The sequence below is a fragment of the Sphingomonas hengshuiensis genome (assembly GCF_000935025.1).
GTDB lineage: Bacteria > Pseudomonadota > Alphaproteobacteria > Sphingomonadales > Sphingomonadaceae > Sphingomonas > Sphingomonas hengshuiensis.
This window is the reverse complement of the sequence record NZ_CP010836.1, coordinates 2,431,252-2,450,699: the sequence shown is the minus strand read 5'-3', so window position 1 is coordinate 2,450,699 and position 19,448 is coordinate 2,431,252. Positions and strand designations below refer to the sequence as shown.

Annotated in this window: 15 protein-coding genes and 1 tRNA gene; 6 read left to right on the top strand and 10 right to left on the bottom strand. The window is 65.9% G+C overall.

All coding sequences use genetic code 11. From position 1 onward, the window contains the following. Positions 1-178: 178 nt before the first annotated feature. Together TS85_RS10685 and TS85_RS10680 are read left to right on the top strand one after the other, a co-directional pair. Positions 179-1,314, top strand: a protein-coding gene (locus TS85_RS10685; RefSeq protein WP_407082111.1) for an IS3 family transposase whose coding sequence is annotated in 2 segments (ribosomal slippage) — positions 179-446 and positions 446-1,314 — 1,137 coding nt in all. Because the reading frame shifts where the segments join, the coding sequence is not laid out codon by codon here. A 69-nt stretch (positions 1,315-1,383) separates the two neighbouring features. After that, positions 1,384-2,889 carry a DUF389 domain-containing protein gene (locus TS85_RS10680; RefSeq protein WP_227698755.1) on the top strand — a complete coding sequence of 502 codons (1,506 nt, stop codon included), beginning with the start codon at positions 1,384-1,386 and terminating at the stop codon, positions 2,887-2,889. A gap of 18 nt (positions 2,890-2,907) precedes the next feature. Here the strand turns inward: TS85_RS10680 and TS85_RS10675 are convergent, their stop codons facing one another. The 3 genes from TS85_RS10675 to TS85_RS10665 all read right to left on the bottom strand — a co-directional run bounded on the left by TS85_RS10675 (position 2,908) and on the right by TS85_RS10665 (position 7,412). Beyond that, positions 2,908-5,469 (bottom strand): S8 family serine peptidase, encoded by a 2,562-nt coding sequence (locus TS85_RS10675; protein WP_265102111.1) that lies wholly within the window; start codon positions 5,467-5,469, stop codon positions 2,908-2,910. Positions 5,470-5,935: 466 nt separating this feature from the next. Beyond that, positions 5,936-6,012 (bottom strand) — tRNA-Pro (locus TS85_RS10670). A 101-nt stretch (positions 6,013-6,113) separates the two neighbouring features. Continuing rightward, entirely contained in the window at positions 6,114-7,412 is a 1,299-nt protein-coding gene (locus TS85_RS10665; RefSeq protein ID WP_044332095.1) for an FAD-dependent oxidoreductase, read from the bottom strand. A gap of 96 nt (positions 7,413-7,508) precedes the next feature. Here TS85_RS10665 and pnuC point away from each other — a divergent pair, with 96 nt between their 5' ends. From pnuC to lepA, 3 genes are read left to right on the top strand one after another with little or no spacing between them, the layout of a single operon-like run. After that, positions 7,509-8,069 carry a nicotinamide riboside transporter PnuC gene (gene pnuC, locus TS85_RS10660; RefSeq protein WP_044332093.1) on the top strand — a complete coding sequence of 187 codons (561 nt, stop codon included), beginning with the start codon at positions 7,509-7,511 and terminating at the stop codon, positions 8,067-8,069. Then, a complete protein-coding gene (locus TS85_RS10655; RefSeq protein WP_044336153.1) occupies positions 8,066-8,596 on the top strand; it encodes an AAA family ATPase in 531 nt (176 codons plus the stop codon). Before pnuC ends, TS85_RS10655 begins: the two co-directional genes overlap by 4 nt. Positions 8,597-8,646: 50 nt before the next feature. Then, positions 8,647-10,455, top strand: coding sequence for a translation elongation factor 4 (gene lepA, locus TS85_RS10650; protein WP_044332091.1), 1,809 nt, complete (start codon positions 8,647-8,649; stop codon positions 10,453-10,455). A 122-nt stretch (positions 10,456-10,577) separates the two neighbouring features. On the opposite strand, the gene TS85_RS10645 is transcribed toward lepA, so the two are convergent. Continuing rightward, positions 10,578-11,408 carry a 23S rRNA (adenine(2030)-N(6))-methyltransferase RlmJ gene (locus TS85_RS10645; protein ID WP_044332089.1) on the bottom strand — a complete coding sequence of 277 codons (831 nt, stop codon included), beginning with the start codon at positions 11,406-11,408 and terminating at the stop codon, positions 10,578-10,580. Positions 11,409-12,132: 724 nt separating this feature from the next. Beyond that, the gene (locus TS85_RS10640; RefSeq protein ID WP_044332087.1) at positions 12,133-13,209 is read right to left on the bottom strand and encodes an IS5 family transposase; all 1,077 of its coding nucleotides are present in this window, start codon (positions 13,207-13,209) and stop codon (positions 12,133-12,135) included. Positions 13,210-13,384: 175 nt separating this feature from the next. Between TS85_RS10640 and TS85_RS10635 the strand changes: the two genes are divergently transcribed. After that, positions 13,385-14,488, top strand: coding sequence for an ISAs1 family transposase (locus tag TS85_RS10635; protein WP_044332086.1), 1,104 nt, complete (start codon positions 13,385-13,387; stop codon positions 14,486-14,488). Between the two features lie 218 nt (positions 14,489-14,706). On the opposite strand, the gene TS85_RS10630 is transcribed toward TS85_RS10635, so the two are convergent. The 5 genes from TS85_RS10630 to TS85_RS24080 form a co-directional block, all read right to left on the bottom strand. Next, positions 14,707-15,639, bottom strand: coding sequence for an IS110 family RNA-guided transposase (locus TS85_RS10630; protein WP_044329758.1), 933 nt, complete (start codon positions 15,637-15,639; stop codon positions 14,707-14,709). Positions 15,640-15,980: 341 nt separating this feature from the next. Beyond that, positions 15,981-16,910, bottom strand: a complete 930-nt coding sequence (locus tag TS85_RS10625; protein WP_044332085.1) for an IS110 family RNA-guided transposase — start codon at positions 16,908-16,910, stop codon at positions 15,981-15,983. A gap of 317 nt (positions 16,911-17,227) precedes the next feature. Then, the gene (locus TS85_RS25375; RefSeq protein ID WP_155006372.1) at positions 17,228-17,560 is read right to left on the bottom strand and encodes a hypothetical protein; all 333 of its coding nucleotides are present in this window, start codon (positions 17,558-17,560) and stop codon (positions 17,228-17,230) included. A gap of 99 nt (positions 17,561-17,659) precedes the next feature. Further along, complete coding sequence (locus TS85_RS10615; protein ID WP_044332083.1) at positions 17,660-18,214, bottom strand: pseudouridine synthase; 555 nt, start codon at positions 18,212-18,214, stop codon at positions 17,660-17,662. A 145-nt stretch (positions 18,215-18,359) separates the two neighbouring features. Further along, positions 18,360-19,364: a hypothetical protein gene (locus tag TS85_RS24080; protein WP_052507848.1), complete on the bottom strand. Its 1,005-nt coding sequence runs from the start codon at positions 19,362-19,364 to the stop codon at positions 18,360-18,362. Positions 19,365-19,448 lie beyond the last annotated feature (84 nt).

Genomic DNA, 19,448 nt, shown 5'->3' with positions numbered 1-19,448 from the left:
CCGCCGCCGGTTGCGGCGTTGCTGTCACGCGCAGAACCGCGCGATCTCAGGGACGGACGGCGATTGACGGATAATCGGATTGCAAACGGGTCTGAGAGGTGGCTCGGCAAATTTGCACAGGCTGTTAAGTGGAGTTTCTGCCTGAAGGCGGCCAGCATGGCGTCGAACAGGAGATCAGATGACGAAACGAACACGCCGGAACCACAGCCCGGCCTTCAAGGCGAAGGTGGCCTTGGCTGCTGTGAAGGGCGAGAAGACGCTGGCCGAGTTGGCGCAGCAGTTTGACGTTCACCCGAACCAGATCACGACGTGGCGCGGCCAGTTGCTGGAAGGGGCGGCGGGAGTTTTCGGATCGGAGGGCCATAGCGAGCCGGCCGAGCCTGCGATCGACGTGAAGACGCTTCACGCCAAGATCGGCGAGTTGACGCTGGTGAACGATTTTTTGTCCGGGGCGCTCGGCAAAGCAGGACTGTTGCCGAGCGCAAAACGATGATCGACCGTTCGCACGCGTTGCCAGTGACGCGGCAAGTGCGCGAGTTGGGGATCAGCCGCGGCAGCGTCTATTATCTGCCAAGGCCGACCTCGGCTGCCGACCTTGCCCTCATGCGGCGGATCGACGCATTGCACATGGATTTCCCATTCGCGGGTAGCCGGATGCTGCGCGACCTGCTTGCCGCCGAAGGCATAAAGGTCGGCCGGCTGCACGTATCGACGCTGATGAAGAAGATGGCGATCGAGGCAATCTATCGGCGGCCAAACACCTCGAAGCCGGCACCGGGGCACAAGATCTATCCGTATCTGCTTCGCAAGGTGGCGGTAACGCGGCCCAATCAAGTCTGGGCGACCGACATCACGTACATCCCGATGGCGCGCGGCTTCGTCTACCTTATCGCCATCGTCGACTGGTTCAGCCGGCGGGTGCTCAGCTGGAGGCTGTCGATCACGCTAGAGACCGATTTTTGCATCGAGGCTTTGGAGGAAGCGCTTACGCGCTTCGGGGCGCCGGAAATCTTCAACACCGATCAGGGCAGCCAATTTACCAGCATGGCGTTCATCGCCGTCCTGCAGCGCGAGAGAATCGCGATCAGCATGGACGGTCGCGGCGCCTGGCGCGACAACGTGTTCGTAGAGCGGCTATGGCGTTCTGTGAAATACGAGGAGGTCTACCTGCGGGCATATGGCTCGGTCAGCGAGGCCCGCGGCTCGATCGGCCGTTATCTGGCATTCTACAATGGACGACGCCCGCACTCGTCGCTTGACCGCAGGACACCCGATCAGGTTTATTTCGACCGGCCGCTTCTCGCAGCGGCATGAAACCGGCAAACGCTCCACTTAGCAATCGCGCCGAGCTGTTCAAATGAACCGAGCCATCTCTCTGCACGCGTGCGGACGATACCCCTGGCGCTTTGGTGGCGCCGCTCGATCGTGGGCAGCGTCGATCACATCGCTACCGTTGATCGCATCGTAGAGGATAGCGGCTGGACCCCGCGCTATATCTTCATGACGCTGATGTCGGCGGGGATTGCCGTGCTGGGACTGCTCCTGTCGTCGCCGGCGGTGGTGATCGGCGCGATGCTGATATCGCCGCTGATGGGGCCGATCCTGGGGTTTGGCTTTTCGATCGCGATGTTCGATTTCGCCGAGATGCGGCGGTCGGTCGCCGCGCTTGCCTTTGGGTCGATTGCGGCCGTGGCGTTTACTGCGCTGATCGTAGTGGCGTCGCCCCTGAAGGCGCCCACCGCGGAGATATTGGCGCGTACCCGGCCCAATTTGTTCGACCTGCTGGTCGCGCTTTTCGCGGCGCTGGCGGGAACCTTTGCGATCATTCGCGGGCGCGGGGAGACGATCGTCGGGGTGGCAATCGCCACAGCGCTGATGCCGCCGCTCGCGGTCGTCGGCTATGGCCTCGCGACCTGGAACATGCCGGTGCTGGGCGGCTCGTTCGCGCTGTTCGTCACCAATTTCGTGACGATCGCCTTGGCAGCGGCGGTGCTCGCGCGCTTCTATGGCTTTGGCCACGGGCTATCGAGCCAGCAATCCTGGACGCAGACGCTGCTGCTCCTGTTCGTCTTCGTCGCGATGGCGGTGCCGCTGGCGTTCTCGCTGGGGCGGATCGCGTCGGAGGCGGTCGCCGTCGGCCAGATTCGCGCCGCGCTGGCCGAGCGGTTCGGGGCAGATGCGCGGGTGACGCAGCTCGACGTCGATTTCGATCGTGCGCCCTGGACCGTGCGATCGGTCGTGATCGCGCCGCTTTCGCGCGGTGTCCCCGAAAGGGCGTTGCGCGAGGCGATGGAAAAGCGGCTGGGGCGCCCGCTCGACCTGCACATCGATCAGGTGTTGCTCGATCCCGATGCGACGATCGGGGCGCAGCGGGCGGGGCTCCGCGAGACGCAAGGATCGAGCACGCCGCTCGCGACGGGAGCACAGATCGCGCATGTCGTCGGCGTTGCGGCGGGAGTGTCCGCCGAAGCCGTGACGATCGATACCGAGCATCGCCGCGCGACGGCGACCGCCGCGCTGCTGCCCGGCGCGGCGCTCGACAGCTATCGCGCGCTCGAGCAGCGGGCGAGCGCGGCAGTCGAGGGTTGGACGATCGCGCTGATACCCCCGTTGCTGCCGCTGCCGCAGATTGCGTTCGCGACCGGCGCCGACGCGCTCGATGGCGCAGCGCGCGAGAGCGTGCGCACGGCCGCCTGGGCGGCGCAGCGATGGAACAGCATGGCCATTGCAGTCCCAGGGCTCCCCGCCGGAGAAACGCCCGCGCGCCCGACGCTGACTCAGCGCCGTGCGCTGGCGATCGCCGCGGTGCTGCGCGAGGCAGGCGCCGTGGCTGCGCCCGCGCCCGCGACGGGCAGCTTCGCGCTCACCCCCGCCGAGGCGGCGCCCTGAACGCGTCGCGCGACCAAATTACCAGCGGACCGACCAGCCCGCGAGCGCGCTCGTCGATCCGTCGCGGGTGTCGTGCATCACGCCCAGACGCAGCGACGAGACGTCGCCGACGCGGGTATAACCGCCGGTCAGTTGCAGCCGGCGCGTGCCGGCGAGGCTGGCCTGCGCAGTGTCGTAGATCAGCGATTCCGACGCGAGGTCATAGCCGCTGGCATAGGTCAGACGGGCGGCACCGCTTTCGATCTTGAGCGGCTGGCCGACGCCGAGGCTGATGCTGCCGCCAAAGGCCGGGCGGCTCGCCTGGATGCCGAAGCGGCTGGCGACGAGCGGGGTCGCGTCGGTGACGAGCGACCCGTGCGCAAGCTTGAGCTGGGTTACGCCGAGCGAGCCATAGCCTTCGAGCCGCCACGCGCCCGCCAGCGCCAGGCTATGGTGCGCCTCCGCCATCACGGTGCGCGCGCCGCTGCCCAGCCGCAATGCGCCGGCGCCGGTGGGCATGCCCATCAAGGTGCCGCGTTCGGAAATATACGAACCGCGGATCTGCGTGGTGCCGCTGGTCCAGCCGAGCGTCACGGCCTGTGCGCTGCTGTCGCCGATCCGCCCAAAGGCAAAGGTTGCGCCCAGCGTGCCGCCGGCAAAGCGGCGACCCACTTCGATGCTGCCATCGGCCTGGGGAGCGTAGGCGAGCACGCCGTCGGCAAAGGCGGCGAGGCCCATCGTGTCGCCCTGGAGCGAGTCGACTCCGTTCCAGGCGAGCTTCACCGCCAGGTCGCGCCCGGCATAGGCGACGCTGCCCGAAGTGACGGTGGCGTCGATCGCGCGTGGATCGACCGAATTGCGGTAATGCGCAAAGGCGAACTCGCCCGACAATGGGCCGAATGCGATGGCGGTACGATCGTTGATCTGACGGACGCGGCGCTCGATCCGGCGGGGATCGGACACCTGCGGCTGGACCACCAGATTGGCGATCGATCCGCGATAGTCGCGGCCATAAGCGTCGAGCACCGTGACCTTGGACAAGGCCGTCTGCAGCGACACGGTGCCCACTGCGTCGGCAACCGCCATCACCGACGCGGCGAGCGGAGTCTGGGCAGTGCCGTTGGACAGCGTGGGCGATACCGGCGCGAGTGCCGCCTGGAAATCGACGAGGCCATGGCCGAACACCGGGTCGACGCCGGGATCGCCAATGTCCTTCGCAGTCGCAAGGACGATGTCGCCGGCCTGTTGCCCGCTGAGCTGCGGCCATTTCGACAGGATGTCCGCGACCAGCGCCGTGACGACGGGGGTGGCCGAACTCGTGCCCTTGAACACGGTCATCGCGCCCGAGGTATCGAGCGTATAGTGCGTGCCGACCGCGACGACATAGCGGTCCATCATCGTGCCCGCGCGTGCCGAATAGGATGCGAGCTTATAGTCGGTCGTGCTCGGATCGATCGCGCCGACGAACAGCACGGCGCGACGGTTCGCATCGGTGATCGCTGGGGCATCGGTCGGCGCATCAGCCGAGGTATTACCCGCCGCAGTGACGACCAGCCCGCCGGTGGCGGCGTATCGCGCGACGGCGCTTCCCCAGGCGCTGCTGGCGCGATTGGTCAGCGAGCTGTTGATCACTTTGATGCCGTTCGCGCCGGCATAATCGAGCGCTTCGTTGAAATGGGTCAGCGTCTCGGTCTGGGTGTCGGCGTTCCAGTCGGAAATGCGCAGCACCGCGACTTCGGCGCCGGGGGCATAGCCGACCCCGCCGGCGCCGTTCGCTGCGCCGGACAGGATGTTGGCGACCACCGTGCCGTGATCGGACTGCGCATCGCCGATTTTCTCGCGCTTGGTCGTGCTGGAGCCCGTGGTCACATAGCCGAAATCCTTCGACAGCGCGCTGATGCGACCGTCCAGTTCACCGCTGACGTTGAGCACGCCGTCGTCGATCAGGCCGACCGTGACGCCCCTGCCGATGTGCCCGCTTTCGAGCGCGTAGAGCGCGTTGACCATCTCGGCGGCAGTGTAGTTGTTGCGAAACTCCTTGCTGTCGTTCGCCGAGCGCGTCGGCTGCATCCAGAACGGCGTGATGACATAGCCGGTCGGCGGCGCGACCCCGAGGATGGGCGTGGTGGTCGTCTGACCCGTGAGTCCGTCCTGCGTCGATGTCGCCGTTGGGGAGGGGGTCGGAGTCGGTGCAGGCGTCGGTGTGGGGGCCGGCGCGGGGGTCGGCGTCGGCGCGGGTGACGGAGTCGGCGTAGGCGCCGGGGTCGGCGCGGGCGTCGGGGTTGGCGTGGGCGATGGGGTTGGCGCGGGCGTCGGGGTTGGCGCGGGCGTCGGGTTGGCGCGGGCGTCGGGGTCGGCGTAGGCGCCGGAGTCGGCGTGGGCGCCGGGGTCGGCGCAGGCGTCGGGGCCGCTGCCACCGCGACGGGCGCAGGCGTCGGCGTCGGAGCGGGGGCGGCGATAGCGGGTTCCGGCGCCGACACGGTAGCGGGCGCTGGTGTCGCGGTCACGATCGGGGCGGTCGTGGCGGAGGCAACAACCGGGCTCGGTGCCGACGGTGCTGCCACGCTGCCTGCGCTGTTCGCACCGCCCCCGCCGCCGCATCCGCTGAGCGCCACAAGAGCTATCAGGCTAGTCGAGCCGACCAATCCGCGTTTCACGTTCGTTTCCCCAGATAGAAGTATCTCCGTTAATTATAGGAGTGGTTCTATTGGGGTGGCCGGGGTAGGAAATCATTTACTATGAACGTTGAGGTGCGATTTTATCTTAAGTACAAACCCATATGAGGAGCTTCCCGACCGGCGCTTCTACGGATGCGGTGCGATAGACTATGTATTATTATAGGAATATTTGCGTATTGCGCGCGCGGCCGCCCGCAGCGTGGTGCGATATTGGAACACCATGCGCGGTATCCGGGTTTTCAATTGTTAAGACGGGGCTGCGATGCGCGGCATCTATGCCGGTGCGCCGGATCGGCACCCCACCGCTCAGGTTTTCGCGCGAGCCGCTCGGGCCGCTGTGGCTAATGCCCACCCCGCGTGGGGCGCGCACTCGACGATGTGGCGATAAATGGTCGGGAAGAGAGGATTCGAACCTCCGGCCCCTGCCTCCCGAAGACAGTGCTCTACCAGGCTGAGCTACTCCCCGACGGAGTATCGATCAGGGCGCCGAAACGGGCCGGACCGATGCTGGAGCGGCGCCTATAACCACGGGATTCGAGTCGTGCAAGCGTCTCGGCGCGCGCCGGGTCAGCTAATTCGTGCGGCGAGCATGGCGTCGACGCTGGTGAATTTCTCGCGCGGGGCGCCGTCCCGCGCGGCGGCGATCTCGGCGGCTTCGATCTTCTGCCAGTCGCGGAAGGTGACGACGTCGACGCCGCGCGCCGCGAGCAGTGCATCGAGCGCGGGGCGGCCCGGCTTGCCCGCGCCTTCGCCGATGTCGGCGGCGATCTTTTCGGTGATTGCAAAGCCATCGGGGCGGTTGGTGCCGATCGTGCCGGTCGGGCCGCGGCGTGCCCAGCCTACCGCATAGAGCCCGGGCAGCACCCGCCCCTCGACATTGGCGAAGCGCCCGGCGCGATCGTCATAGGGGACGCCATCGATCGGCGGGGTGCGATAGCCGATGCAACTCACGACCAGGCTGGCGGGGATCGCATAGGTTTCGCCGGTGCCGGTCGCCCGGCCTTCGGGGTCCACCGTCGTCCGCTCGACGATGACTCGCTCGGCCCGGCCATCGCCTTCGATCGCGACCGGCATCGCGAAGAAATCGAACACGACGCGGATCGGCTTGTCGGCGCTGGCCAGTGCGAAGCGGCGCAGGTGGGAAACCGCCTTGCGCTGGCCGGGGTCGAGCACTGCGTCGGCTTCGGGTGGAGGCAGGTCCTCGGGTGCGACGACCGGCGCGGCACGAGACAATTCGGTCAGTTCGCCCAGTTCCTTGGGCGTCATGGCGATCTGGTGCGGGCCGCGGCGGCCCAGCAGCGTGATCGTGTCGATCCGCGTGCCCCTGAGCGCATCGAGCGCATAGCCGACAATGTCCGACCCGGCGAACTCGGCATCGGTCTTGGCGAGAATGCGTGCGACGTCGAGCGCGACATTGCCGTTACCGATCACCACTGCCCCCGGCCCGCCGAGCGCCGGGGCGAGCGCGGCATAGTCGGGATGGCCATTATACCAGCCGACAAACGCCGCCGACCCGATCACCCCGGGCAGATCGGCCCCCGGCACGTCGAGCGCGCGATCCCGCGGCGCGCCTGTGGCCAGCACAACGGCGTCGTACAGCGACACGAGTTCCTCGACTGACACGTCTTGGCCGATTGTGACATTGCCGACGAAGCGCACATTTTCGGTCAGCGCCACTGCGGCATACCGGCGCGAGACGCCCTTGATCGATTGATGGTCGGGCGCGACTCCGGTGCGGATCAGCCCGAAGGGGACGGGAAGCCGATCGAGGATGTCGACGCGGACATCTTCGCCGAACCGTTTCTGGCATGCCTCCGCGGTATAATAGCCTGCGGGGCCGGAGCCGATGACGGCGATATGGCGCATGGGGCGTCCTTCTCTTTTCCGGGTCAGACTAGCGCGGTGGGCGGGGAGGGCAACCCGCCTCTCGACGGCGGCCCTAAACCTGCTACCGCGTTAACCGTGAGCCCGATCGAGATTGCCGCGTCCGCCCTCGGACTGATCAACGTGGTGCTGGTGGTCCGCCGGAGCATCTGGAACTATCCCTTCGCGCTGGCGATGGTCGCGCTGTACGGCTGGATATTCTTTGGCGAGCGACTGTACAGCGATGCGCTGCTCCAAATCTTCTTCTTCGTCGTGAACCTCTATGGCTGGTCCAACTGGGCACGGTCGCGGGCCGAGAGCGGGGAAGTGCGCGTCGTGCGGCTGTCGGCGCGCGCGCGGACGGCGTGGCTGGCGGGGTGCGCGGTCTGCACGGCGGGGTGGGGGGCGCTGATGCACGCGACCACCGACGCCGCCTGGCCGTGGTGGGACGGGACGATCGCGGTGCTGAGCGTCGTCGCGCAGGTGCTGCAATCGCGCCGCGCGATCGAGAGCTGGGCGTTGTGGATCGCGATCGACCTGCTTGCGGTGCCGCTGTTCGCGATCAAGGGGCTGTGGCTGACGGCGGCGCTCTATCTGGTCTTTCTGGCGCTGTCGGTGGTGGGGCTCATCGAATGGCGCCGTGCGGAGCGGCGGGCATGATCCCGCGCACCATCTGCCTCCACGGGCCGGAGAGCACCGGCAAGTCGACGCTCGCCCCCCGGCTGGCGGCGCGGTTCGGCGCGCAACTCGTCGACGAATATGGCCGCGAATATGCCGAGACGCGCGGCACCGATTTCACGATGGCCGACCTGGTCGAGATCGCGAAGGTCCATGACGCGGGCGCGCGCATGCTGCTGGCCGCGCATGATCAGCCGCTGATCCTCGACACCGATCCGCTGATGACTGCGGTGTGGGCCGACATGCTGTTCGGGCGGCGCGATCCGTGGTTCGATGCGTGGCAGGGCACCGCCGACCTGTATCTGTTGTTCGACATCGACTTGCCCTGGGTCGAGGATGGCACGCGGATGTTCGGCACCGGCCCGCAGCGCCGCCGCTTCTTCGAGCTGTCGCGCGCCGAGCTGGTGCGGCGCGGGGTGCCGTGGGTACTGATCGGGGGCGAGGGCGAGGCGCGGTTCGCGGCGGCGGTGCGGGCGATCGAGGCGGCCGGGCTCGTGGCGGTCGCGTGACGCCGCGGCCTCTTCGCAAGCGGCGCGACGCCTGCTAGGCCCGCGCGATCATGGCCACCGAACTCTCCCGCATCCGCAACTTCTCGATCATCGCGCACATCGACCATGGCAAGTCCACGCTTGCCGACCGGCTGATCCAGCGCACCGGTGGGCTCACCGAGCGTGAGATGTCCGCCCAAGTCCTTGATAACATGGACATTGAGAAGGAGCGCGGGATCACCATCAAGGCGCAGACCGTGCGCCTGGAGTGGAAGGGGCATGTCCTCAACCTGATGGACACGCCGGGGCATGTCGACTTCGCCTATGAAGTCAGCCGGAGCCTGGCCGCGTGCGAGGGCGCGCTCCTCGTCGTCGACGCGGCGCAGGGGGTCGAGGCGCAGACGCTCGCCAATGTCTATCAGTCGATCGAGCATGACCATGAGATCATCCCGGTCATCAACAAGATCGACCTGCCCAGCGCCGAACCCGAGAAAGTCCGCCACGAGATCGAGGAGATCATCGGCATCGATGCCTCCAACGCCGTCCTCGCCAGCGCCAAATCGGGCATCGGCATCGACGAGATCCTCGACGCGATCGTCGAGCGCATCCCGGCGCCCAAGGGCGATCCCGACGCGCCGCTGAAGGCGATGCTGGTCGATAGCTGGTACGACCCCTATCTGGGCGTCGTCATCCTGGTCCGCGTGATCGACGGCATGATCAAAAAGGGCCAGCAGATCAAGTTCATGGCCGCCGGCACCACGCACCTGATCGACCGCGTCGGCGCGTTCCGGCCCAAGATCGAGCAGCTCCCCGACCTCGGCCCCGGCGAGATCGGCTTCATCACCGCGCAGATCAAGGAAGTCGCCCAGGCCCGCGTCGGCGACACGCTGACCGATGCCAAGCGCCCCGCGCTCCAGGCGCTGGAGGGCTTCAAGGAAGTCCAGCCCGTGGTGTTCTGCGGCCTGTTCCCGGTCGACGCCGCCGATTTCGAGAAACTGCGCGAAAGCATCTCCCGCCTGCGGCTCAACGATGCCAGCTTCTCGTTCGAGATGGAGACCAGCGCCGCGCTCGGTTTCGGCTTCCGCTGCGGGTTCCTGGGGCTGCTCCACCTGGAGATCATCCAGGAGCGGCTGACGCGCGAATATGACCTCGACCTGATCACCACGGCGCCGTCGGTGGTGTACAAGATCAAGCTGACCAAGGCGGCGGGCGAGGCCGCGGGGCGCGAGATCGAGCTGCACAACCCCGCCGACATGCCCGATCCCAACCGGATCGAGAGCATCGAGGAGCCGTGGATCAAGGCCGTGGTCTATGTCCCCGACGAATATCTGGGCAGCATCCTGAAGCTGTGCCAGGACCGGCGCGGCATCCAGAAGGACCTGACCTATGTCGGCGGGCGCGCGCAGATCACGTACGAACTGCCGCTCAACGAAGTCGTGTTCGATTTCTATGACCGGCTGAAGAGCATCAGCCGCGGCTATGCCAGCTTCGACTATGAACAGATCGGCCACCGCGAGGGCGACCTGGTCAAGATGAGCATCCTGGTCAACAACGAGCCGGTCGACGCACTGAGCATGATCGTCCACGCCTCCACCGCCGAGACGCGCGGGCGCGGCATGTGCGAACGGCTCAAGGACCTGATCCCGCGCCATTTGTTCAAGATCCCGATCCAGGCCGCGATCGGCGGCAAGGTGATCGCCCGCGAAACCATCGCCGCGCTGCGCAAGGACGTGACCGCCAAATGCTATGGCGGCGACGCCAGCCGCAAGCGCAAGCTGCTGGACAAGCAGAAGGAAGGCAAGAAGCGGATGCGCGAGTACGGCAGCGTGCAGATCCCGCAGGAGGCGTTCATCGCGGCGCTAAGGATGGGCGAGGAATAGGAGCGGGCGCTGTAGCGGCTGGGGGGGGCGCCAAATCAGCTCTTGCAGTGGGCCCGCCAATTCCCTGAACGCAGACCAGCGGTACTAATGGGCCTGGACCAGATTCGGGACCAGGCTCCGTTTCAATCGTCCAGCCAATAGGCGCTGATCTCGCCCCGATGCCCCTCTGGCGCCAGCGCGGCGCGCAGGGCCTCCAGCAGCGGCGGCAGCGCCTGGGTGAAGGCATAGGGCGGATTGACGATGAACAGCCCCGCACCGTTATAGATGCCGGGCATATCGGCATCGTACAACCAATGCTCCACGACCAGGAATTTCGGGATGCCGAGGTTGCGCAACTTGTTCTTCCACTGCTGATGCGTCGCGCGGTCCTTCAGCGGATACCAGATGACCGTCACGCCATGCGCCCATTTGCGGTGCGCGGCGGCCAGGGTGGCGGTGATGCGGGCGCGTTCGTCGGTCTGTTCGTAGGGCGGATCGACCAGCACCACGCCGCGCGGGGTTCGGGTCGGCAGCATCGCCAGCCAAAGTTCGTACGCATCGCGCTCGTGCAGGGCAGCGGGCGACCCGCGCATCGCGCCGCGCAGTTCGCTGGCGTCCTCGGGGTGTTTTTCATTGAGGATCAGCAGGTCCTGCGGGCGCAACAGCTGCGCCAGGAACTGTGGCGAGCCGGGATAGAGATGCGGCTCTGCCCCGACATTCACTGCCCGTACGGCGGCGCGATAGTCGTCCAGCAAGGGGTTCGCATCGGCAAAGGCCCGCACCACGCCGTGCGCAGCTTCGCCGGTGCGCTGCGCCTGATCGCCGCCAAGGTCGTAGAGCCCGCAGCCGGCATGGGTATCGATCAGGGTCAGTGCGCCCGGTTTCTGCTGCAAGGCCCGGACAAGCGCGATCAGCAGGCTGTGCTTGACGACATCGGCGCTGTTGCCGGCATGGAAGGAATGGCGATAATTCATTGAAACTCAAAACCCTGCCGATTGGCCTTTGTACGCGTTATACCAACATGCGCTGACAGGGACTCATCCTGCCGCACTCCCGTCATCCCGGCGAAAGCCGGGATCCATTCGCCTCTCGGTTTCCGCAAGAGCCCATAGCGAGACCCCAATGGACCCCGGCTTTCGCCGGGGCGACGACGTGGGGGCAGTGATGGGTTTTGGTCAATGCACTATGGCATTGCCGGGCGAAAAAGCCGATCGCGCGACGAGGGAGGCAACCATCCGGCGCTCATATGCGCCGGGCGGAAGGCGTCCAAGCCCCTCTGCACGAAGCCTCAAACCAGCTTTCGCGGTCGGCGGCAACCGGCAGCACGGTCGTCGGTGATCCGCAATCCCGCCAGCCGTTTCACGGGCGCCCGCCAAACGGAGTTATCGGTGCTGGGTGCCGGTGGTCCCCCAGGCGGTGGCCGCATAAATGTGGAACGGGAGGGAACGCCCCACAAGCGGTCTTTCCAATCCTCACCCACCAGGGGGAGGTGGCGCCGGAGGCGTCGGAAGGGGGCGGAAGCACGAACTGCGCGATGTGCTTCCTCCCCCACCGTCAGGCTGCGCCTGCCACCTGGGCGCCTCCATTTACCCGTTGATGCGATCGTATTGAGGATTCGAGGTGGCGCTTTGGGTAGCCCTGGGGTTTGGCGCTGGGTTTGCCGGGATTTTCAGCGGCTTCCGTAGAGCGCGGACGCAATTATCCCATGGCGGCGCGTCGCTCGTGGAAGATCAGGCGGTGGATGTTGAAGGCCAGGTTGGCGAGCGTGATCTTGGCCTTGGCCCGTTCGATGCCGATGGTGCGGATGAACAGGCCCATGACAGCCTTCTGATGCGCGAACACATGCTCGACGCGGGCCCGGATCTTCGACTTGGTGGCGTTGCCGCGGCGGACATGGGCGGGCATCGGCCTGCCCTTGGGCTTTCTGCGGTGGATGCGGCTGACGCGGCCCTGGGCCTTCAGCCAACGCTCATTGCTCTGGCTGCGATAGGCGGTATCGGCCCAGACATCCGATGCGGTGTTGTCGCTGGTCACCACGTCGCGCAGCATGCGCCCGTCGTAGCGCGCGCCATCGGTGACCTGGCCCTTACGAATGAAGCCGAAGGTCCGGCATATCGAGATGCTGCTTTTATACCCGAAGCTTGGGATTGCGATATCCGGCTGCGGCTTGCCATCGGCGGTCGGCCGCGCCTTGGCGAATTTAAGCGTCCAGCGGGCATCGACATCCTTCTGGCGCGCCCTGGCGGGTTCGTCCGGCCAGATCTCGGCAGCGCTCCGGCCCGCCTTCACCGCGGCCTTCTCGGCCTCGGTGTTGCGTTGTTTGGGCGCGGCGACCAGCGTTGCATCGACAATCTGACCCCCCATCGGCAGATAGCCCCGCGCCTTCAACTGGCGGTCGAAATCGGCAAACAGCGTATCGAGCGCGCCGACCGCAGTCAGCCGCTCGCGGAACATGCGGATCGTGTTCGCATCCGGCGTCGCTGCGCCAAGATCGAAGCCCAGGAAGCGCAGCCAGCTCAGCCGATCCCGGATCAGCCATTCCATTCGCCCGTCGGCCACGTTGTTCTGCGCCGCCAGCACCAGCACCTTCAGCATCACCACCGGATCGTAGGGCGGACGACCACCCTTGGTACCGTCGGAATAGCCCAGTGCAGCTACCAGCGTCGGCCGAAACGCTTCAAAGTCCACGATCCGCGCCAGCACCTCCAGCGGATCGCCGTCCGCTGAAAGGCGCTTCATGTGGTCCGATAATCCGAAAAGCCCAGCCTGCCGCATCGTCCGCTCCCGCTGACCGCCGACAGTGAATCATCACTGCGCCAATTTGGCGAGAGGTAAATGGAGGTGCCCACCTCCCCCTGGCGGGCAGGGGAATCGCACATGAGTGAAGCGGGGCTCTTGCGTGGTTGCGCAAAAATGATTCTGAAGGTCTCCCCTTTTGCGGGAGGCCAGGATGGATTTTGTGGAGGTATTTGCGGAGATTCCGGATCCGCGGGACTTCACGTCGCAGTATCCGTTGACCGAGATTTTGTTCATCGCGCTCGCTGCGGTGCTGTGCGGCGCGGGCAACTGTACGGAAATGGTGTTGTTTGCCAAGGCGCGGGTCGATCTGCTGCGGCAGTTCATTCCGCTGGAGCGCGGCGTCCCCAGCCACGACACCTTCAGCCGGGTCCTGCGGACACTCGACCCGCATGCATTCAATGCCGCCTTCATGCGCTTCATGGCGGCGTTCGGCGAGCAGGCACGGCTCGATCAGCCCTGCGGCCAGGTGGCGGTCGACGGCAAGAGCTTGAAGCGCGCTTACGAAAAGGGCTGCGCCCATATTCCGCCGATGATGGTCAGCGTCTTTGCGTGCGATACCTTTATGAGCCTGGCCCAGACGATGGCGGACAAGGGCAACGAAGCCGATGCCGCGATCGCGGCGCTCGAGCTGCTCTCGCTCAAGGGATGTACCGTGACCGCCGATGCGCTGCACTGTCATCGCCGCATGACCAAGGCCGTCCGTGACGGCGGCGGCGATTATGTGATCTCCATCAAGGGCAATCAATCCAAGCTCGTGGCCGAGGCCAACGCCGCCCTTGATGCTGCAGCGGCGCACAGGTCGACCCGCTTCCATCAAACCGAAGACCAAGCCCATGGCAGACACGAGGTGCGTCGTGCCTTTGTCATCCCCTTCTTCCAGACGCCGAGCAAGAACGCGCTCGTCGATCTGGTCGCGGTCGCTCGGGTCGAGCGATGGCGCACCATCGGCGACAAGACCACCCATCAGGTCCGTTGCTATGCGCTGTCGCGCAAAATGCCCGCCGAGGAACTGCTCAAAACAGTCCGCCGCCATTGGTCCATCGAAAACCAGCTCCATTGGCAACTCGACGTCCTCCTCGCAGAGGATATGGCCCGAAACCGAAAGCAAAACGGCCCTGCCATTCTTGCCATTCTTCGCCGCCTCGCCCTCAATGTGCTGCGCGCCGAACCACAAAAAATCACCCTCAACCACAAACGACTCATGGCCCGATGGAACGATCAAGAACTCCTGCGCCTCATCACTCATGTGCAATAGCCCTGCCCTGGCGGGGGAGGATCGCGCAAGGACAACGTCCGCCCAAACGCGGTCGTTCTAATCCTCCCCCGCAAGGGCAGGGCAATCGCATTTGGATGCGTATGCACCCCTATTACCGCCGTCATGCTGAACTTGGTTCAGCATCCATGTATCCACAAGCAACGGCGTAGCGGGCTGAGGGTTGGATGCTGAACCAAGTTCAGCGACTGTCTTTGGCGTCAAGCGGCGAGCCATGGGGATTTGCTCCTCAGGATGGCGTTTGCGAAGGTGAGCAGGCGGCGGGCGAGGGCGATCAGGGCGACCTTTTTGGGTTTTCCGCTGGCGATGAGGCGCTGATAGAGCGCCTGGAGCACGGGATTGTAGCGACTGGCGACGAGTGCGGCCATGAAGAGGGCCGAGCGGACGGTGGGGCGTCCGCCGCCGATCATGGCCTTTCCGCGCCATTGGCCGGACTGGCGGGTCCAGGGCGCGACGCCGGCGAGCGCGCTGATCTGGCGGCGTCCGAGCTGGCCGAGTTCGGGCAGTTCGGCGAGCAGCGTGCGGGCGGTGGTCGGGCCGACGCCTGGGATCGAGGTCAGCAGCGCTTCCTGATCGCGCCACAAGGGCGAGCCCCGCACGGCCTCGTCGATCGTCCGTTCAAGGTCGGACAGTTCCTTTTGCAGCGCAGCCAGCAGCCGCTCGATGCTTTTGCGCAGCGGCAAAAGCGTTGCGCGCCGCAACCGCTGCCGCTCGCTCACCATCATCGCGATGATCTGCCGGCGCCGCGCCACCAGGTCGGCCAGCGCGCGCGTCTCGGTATCCGCCAGCGCGCGCGGCGGCGGGCGCGTTGCCTCGACAAAGCGCGCAATCACTGCCGCATCGATCGGGTCGGTCTTGGCGCGCTTGCCCAATGCGCGCGCAAAGTGACGGATCTGCGCGGGATTGATCACCGCCACCGGCAAGCCTGCGGCCCCCAGCGCAGCAGCCACCACCGTTTCATAGCCGCCGGTCGCCTCCAACCCGATGCACAAAGGTGCCGATACGCCCAGTCGCGCGACCAGCGCCTCCAGACCCTCGGCATCGCGCCCGACTGTCCAGGCCTCGCCCGCGGGCGAGACATGGACGTCCAGGCGATCCTTCGAAACATCGATACCCACATACGTCATGGTCATCGTCTCCCGGGCTTGCGCAATCGGGCTTGCCTTGCAGAGGCCCAAGCGACTGTTCGGGTTCAATGACCTTACAGCGGGCTGTTCACGCTGAACTACGGGCTCTGCGACCCTTGCATGATTCGAACTTCCCGCCGAAGCCGCACCGCATTCTTCATGCAATGCTGCATTTGGCAAGTTACAAGCATGACGGGAAGTGGGAAAAGCGCCCCCCGCTCCATATGCGATAGCCCTCCCCGCCACGGAGCGACAGATTGGATTGTCCCCGGCAATCCAAGATCATGCCGGGGCATGATCGACCTGTCGCTGTGGCGCCGAAGGCGCCGGAGCGACTATCTGGTTTGTCAAAGGGCATGGGCCATTTGCTCGCGTGCATCGCGGGCTTTTGCGTTGAGCCTGACGAGTAATTTTCGTGCGAGAGCGATGCGGACGACCATCTTCGCCTTGCCCTGTGCGAGCAGCCGGTCGCGGAAGCTGGCGAGATCGTCGTCGTATTTTCTGGCGACGTCGGCGACGAGGTAGAGGATCGATCGGACGGAAGGCCTTCCGCCCCGAACGCGGCGCCGGCCATTGCGCTGTCCGCTGTCGTTGGCGAGGGGAGCAAGGCCCGCGAGCTTGGCGATTGCCTTGTTCGAGAGGGTGCCGAGTTCCGGCAGGTCGGCGAGCAGGACGGCAACGGTTCTGTCGGCAAGGCCCTTGATCGAACGAATGGTCTTGTCGAGTTCGGCCCAGAGCGGATCGGCGGTGATCAGCGCCGCGATCTCGGCCGCAAGCGCCTTGGTCTGGCGGTTGAAAAAGGCAATCGCCTCCTTCAGGCTCGCCAATGCGGTGGGCTCACTGGTGCTGTGCAGCCGCTGCTTCTGGACCGAGAGATCGGCGGTAACCTGGCGCAATCTGGCCGTAAGTGCCGTCAGCCGGCGCTGATCCTCAGACGGCGGAGGCGTGGCGACCAGCTGTCTGGCATCGGCATAACCGGCGATCATCTCGGCATCGATGCGATCTGTCTTCTCCAGATTACCCATGGCGTCGGCGAAGCTGCGAACGGCCCTGGGGTTGGCGATGGCGCAGGGCTGACCCTGCTTCCACAGCGCCAGGAAGGCCGCTTGCTCAACACCTCCCGACGCCTCCATCACGACCAGTTCGACACTGTGTTCGCGGCAGAAGGCGAGCAGTTGCGCGACGCCTTCTGCCGTGTTGGCGAAACGCTGATATCGTCCGGCGGCCCAGCTATCGAGCCAGGCTTTGGAAACATCCACTCCACAAAGGTTGCGCATCACGGTAACCTGCCTTGTCTGTGCGATTGAGAATCAACCGACTGTTCGGTCGTGCGTGACAACGGCGATGATCCCTGGCTCCGACGCGGGTGAGCACCTGAGGGGGAACGGGCGACATCGCCGCCACGCCGGTGTGGGTGGCCACCCACACCGGCGCTCAGTCGCTTCCAGCAGAAACGAGCCGTGCTCGTCCAGATACAAGGGGGAGGACGCACGAACGCAGCGCTGTGCTTCCTCCCCCACCGTCAGGCTGCGCCTGCCACCCCCCCCTGGCGGGTGAGGATCGCGCAAGGACAGCTCGCGCCCAGAAGCGGACATTACTCCGCTCGTGCTGCTGCCGTTTCGATGATTTTTCGGGTCAGATATTCGTAGATGCCGTGTTGCCGAGTGTCATTCTCGACAATAGCGGCGGCCTTCACGATGTAGTCGGCATTTAGAGCGGCATTCGCATCTGCAAGACCCGCCTCGATTGCCAAAGCAATCTCTTGCACCGTCAAACCGTCGTCATGACGGCATGCGCCGATTGGCGGGAGAACTGAAACGTCGAAACTTTGCGATTCGCCGCGACCAATTTTCAAACGAAGCATGTTGTTTGTCGGACCGGTCACATGCTGCGCAGTGAACGTGCCATTGTTCTCAGAAATATGCATTGGTCACCCCCACGGCGGTGTTTAACACGCAACGGCAGCTTTCCACCAACTCGGACATCCAGGCGCGTTGCCAACAGCGGGCGTTGCGGCGCTCACCACCTAGCCCAGACCAGACACCTCCGCGAACGCCCCCGGTGCGATCCCGGCGACGGACCAGTCGCCGATCGACCAGCGGACCAGCCGCAGCGTGGGCAACCCGACCGCTGCCGTCATCCGGCGCACCTGCCGGTTGCGCCCTTCGCGGATGGTGATCTTCAGCCAGCTGTCGGGGATGGACTTGCGTGCACGGATCGGCGGATCGCGCAGCCACAGGTCAGGCGGGTCGATCCGGGCGACCTCGGCCGGCAGGGTCATGCCGTCGTTGAGCCGGACGCCCTGCCGCAGGGGCTCCAGGTCGGCCTCCTGCGGATCGCCTTCGACCTGCACGAGATAGGTCTTGGGCATCTTGAAGCGCGGATCGGCAATCCGCGCCTGCAGCCGCCCGTCGTCGCAGAGCAGCAACAGGCCCTCGCTGTCCCGATCGAGCCTGCCGGCGGGATAGACGCCCTTCACCGCAATGAAGTCCGACAGGGTCGACCGAAGCGTTGGCGATCCGCGGTCGGTGAATTGCGACAGGACGCCGAAGGGTTTGTTGAACAGGAGCAGCCGGGCCATGCTGCGCGCATAGCGCTCGGCTGCGGCCCTGTCTTCTGGTGCGTGCCGCCGCCTTAGTGGCCGCGCCCGCCGGACCCATCCGGAAGCTGCTGGTCCGTGCCGCTATCGGCCCAGCTACTTCCGTTGGATTTGTCAGACCTCTCCCTCACCCCTTCCGCGCTTTCCACTCCGCCCAGCTGTCCGGCCGCGCCGCCGCTTCCCATTCCGCCTGCGCCTCGGCCATGCGCGTTTCGGCGGCGCGTTGGGCCTTGTCGCGTTCATTGTGGTCGGCGCCGCCCCATAGGCCCGTGCCGGGGGCGCGTTCATATTGGGGGAGCGGGGGGCGGGGCGGTTCGCCGGCGTCGGCCCAGGCCTTGCGGCGCGCGTCGTCCAGTATCTTGCCGATCGAACAGGCGAAGCGCTGCTCGGGGCCGTGGGGTCCGGGGCGCGTCGTCCACAGGTCCATGAGCGCGGCGCTCATCCCGCCTTCGACGAGGATCAGCTCGATATGGGTGAGCTGGCGCACGGTGAAGTCGGCGGCGACGATCTGGCCGCTAAGGCGCAGATGGCGTTCGTTGCGAACCTTGGCGGCGTAATTGTCCATCATCGACTTGAGGATCGCCTTGTCGGCGGCGGAGGGCTCTGCGGCGGGATCGTTGCGCAGCGCCTCCGCCTTGGCCTCGTCCTCGCGGCGCTGGCGGCAGACGGGGCAGTTCTTCGCCGCCTCGCGTGCGATCGTCTCGGCATGGCGGGTGCCGCGGGGCAGCGCGGCGGGCGGGCCATAGCGTTCGGGGTCGTGATGGCGCAGCACGAACATCAGCAGCCGGTCATTATACCAGCGCCGCTCGCCGCATTGCTCGCCCTTGTAGAAGACGGGGACGGGCACGCCCTCCATCGCGCGCTCGACGGCGATGTCGGACAGCGCGCGGACGCCGGCGTCGAGCGCGGCCTCCCATGCAGCGCGGAAGCTCGCGGCCTCCGGTTGCAGGCGCATCTGGTACGCGCCCTCCTTCGCCATGCCCACGCGGCGCGCGGCGGCGGTGACCGATCCGGTGGCGGCGAGCGCGGCGATGAAGGCGCGCTGTCGCTCGACGGTCCAGCCGTCGAAGCGGTATTTGCGGGGCACCGGCGTGAAATCCGGCACGATCGGATTGGGGCTGCGGTTCGTCATGAGTCGGTTACATAACCAAATCGGTTCGTGTAGGACAGCGAAAAGTTTCGGTTCCGGTTTGAGCGCCGCGAGCATGAAAAAGCC

Coding starts and splice junctions, on each gene's coding strand:
- TS85_RS10675 (WP_265102111.1), bottom strand. CDS start 5,469: ATGCGGCGGCGGGGGCGGTGCGAACAGCGCAGGCAGCGTGGCAGCACC.
- TS85_RS10665 (WP_044332095.1), bottom strand. CDS start 7,412: ATGCGCCATATCGCCGTCATCGGCTCCGGCCCCGCAGGCTATTATACC.
- TS85_RS10655 (WP_044336153.1), top strand. CDS start 8,066: ATGATCCCGCGCACCATCTGCCTCCACGGGCCGGAGAGCACCGGCAAG.
- lepA (WP_044332091.1), top strand. CDS start 8,647: ATGGCCACCGAACTCTCCCGCATCCGCAACTTCTCGATCATCGCGCAC.
- TS85_RS10645 (WP_044332089.1), bottom strand. CDS start 11,408: ATGAATTATCGCCATTCCTTCCATGCCGGCAACAGCGCCGATGTCGTC.
- TS85_RS10640 (WP_044332087.1), bottom strand. CDS start 13,209: ATGCGGCAGGCTGGGCTTTTCGGATTATCGGACCACATGAAGCGCCTT.
- TS85_RS10635 (WP_044332086.1), top strand. CDS start 13,385: ATGGATTTTGTGGAGGTATTTGCGGAGATTCCGGATCCGCGGGACTTC.
- TS85_RS10630 (WP_044329758.1), bottom strand. CDS start 15,639: ATGACCATGACGTATGTGGGTATCGATGTTTCGAAGGATCGCCTGGAC.
- TS85_RS10625 (WP_044332085.1), bottom strand. CDS start 16,910: ATGCGCAACCTTTGTGGAGTGGATGTTTCCAAAGCCTGGCTCGATAGC.
- TS85_RS25375 (WP_155006372.1), bottom strand. CDS start 17,560: ATGCATATTTCTGAGAACAATGGCACGTTCACTGCGCAGCATGTGACC.
- TS85_RS10615 (WP_044332083.1), bottom strand. CDS start 18,214: ATGGCCCGGCTGCTCCTGTTCAACAAACCCTTCGGCGTCCTGTCGCAA.
- TS85_RS24080 (WP_052507848.1), bottom strand. CDS start 19,364: ATGACGAACCGCAGCCCCAATCCGATCGTGCCGGATTTCACGCCGGTG.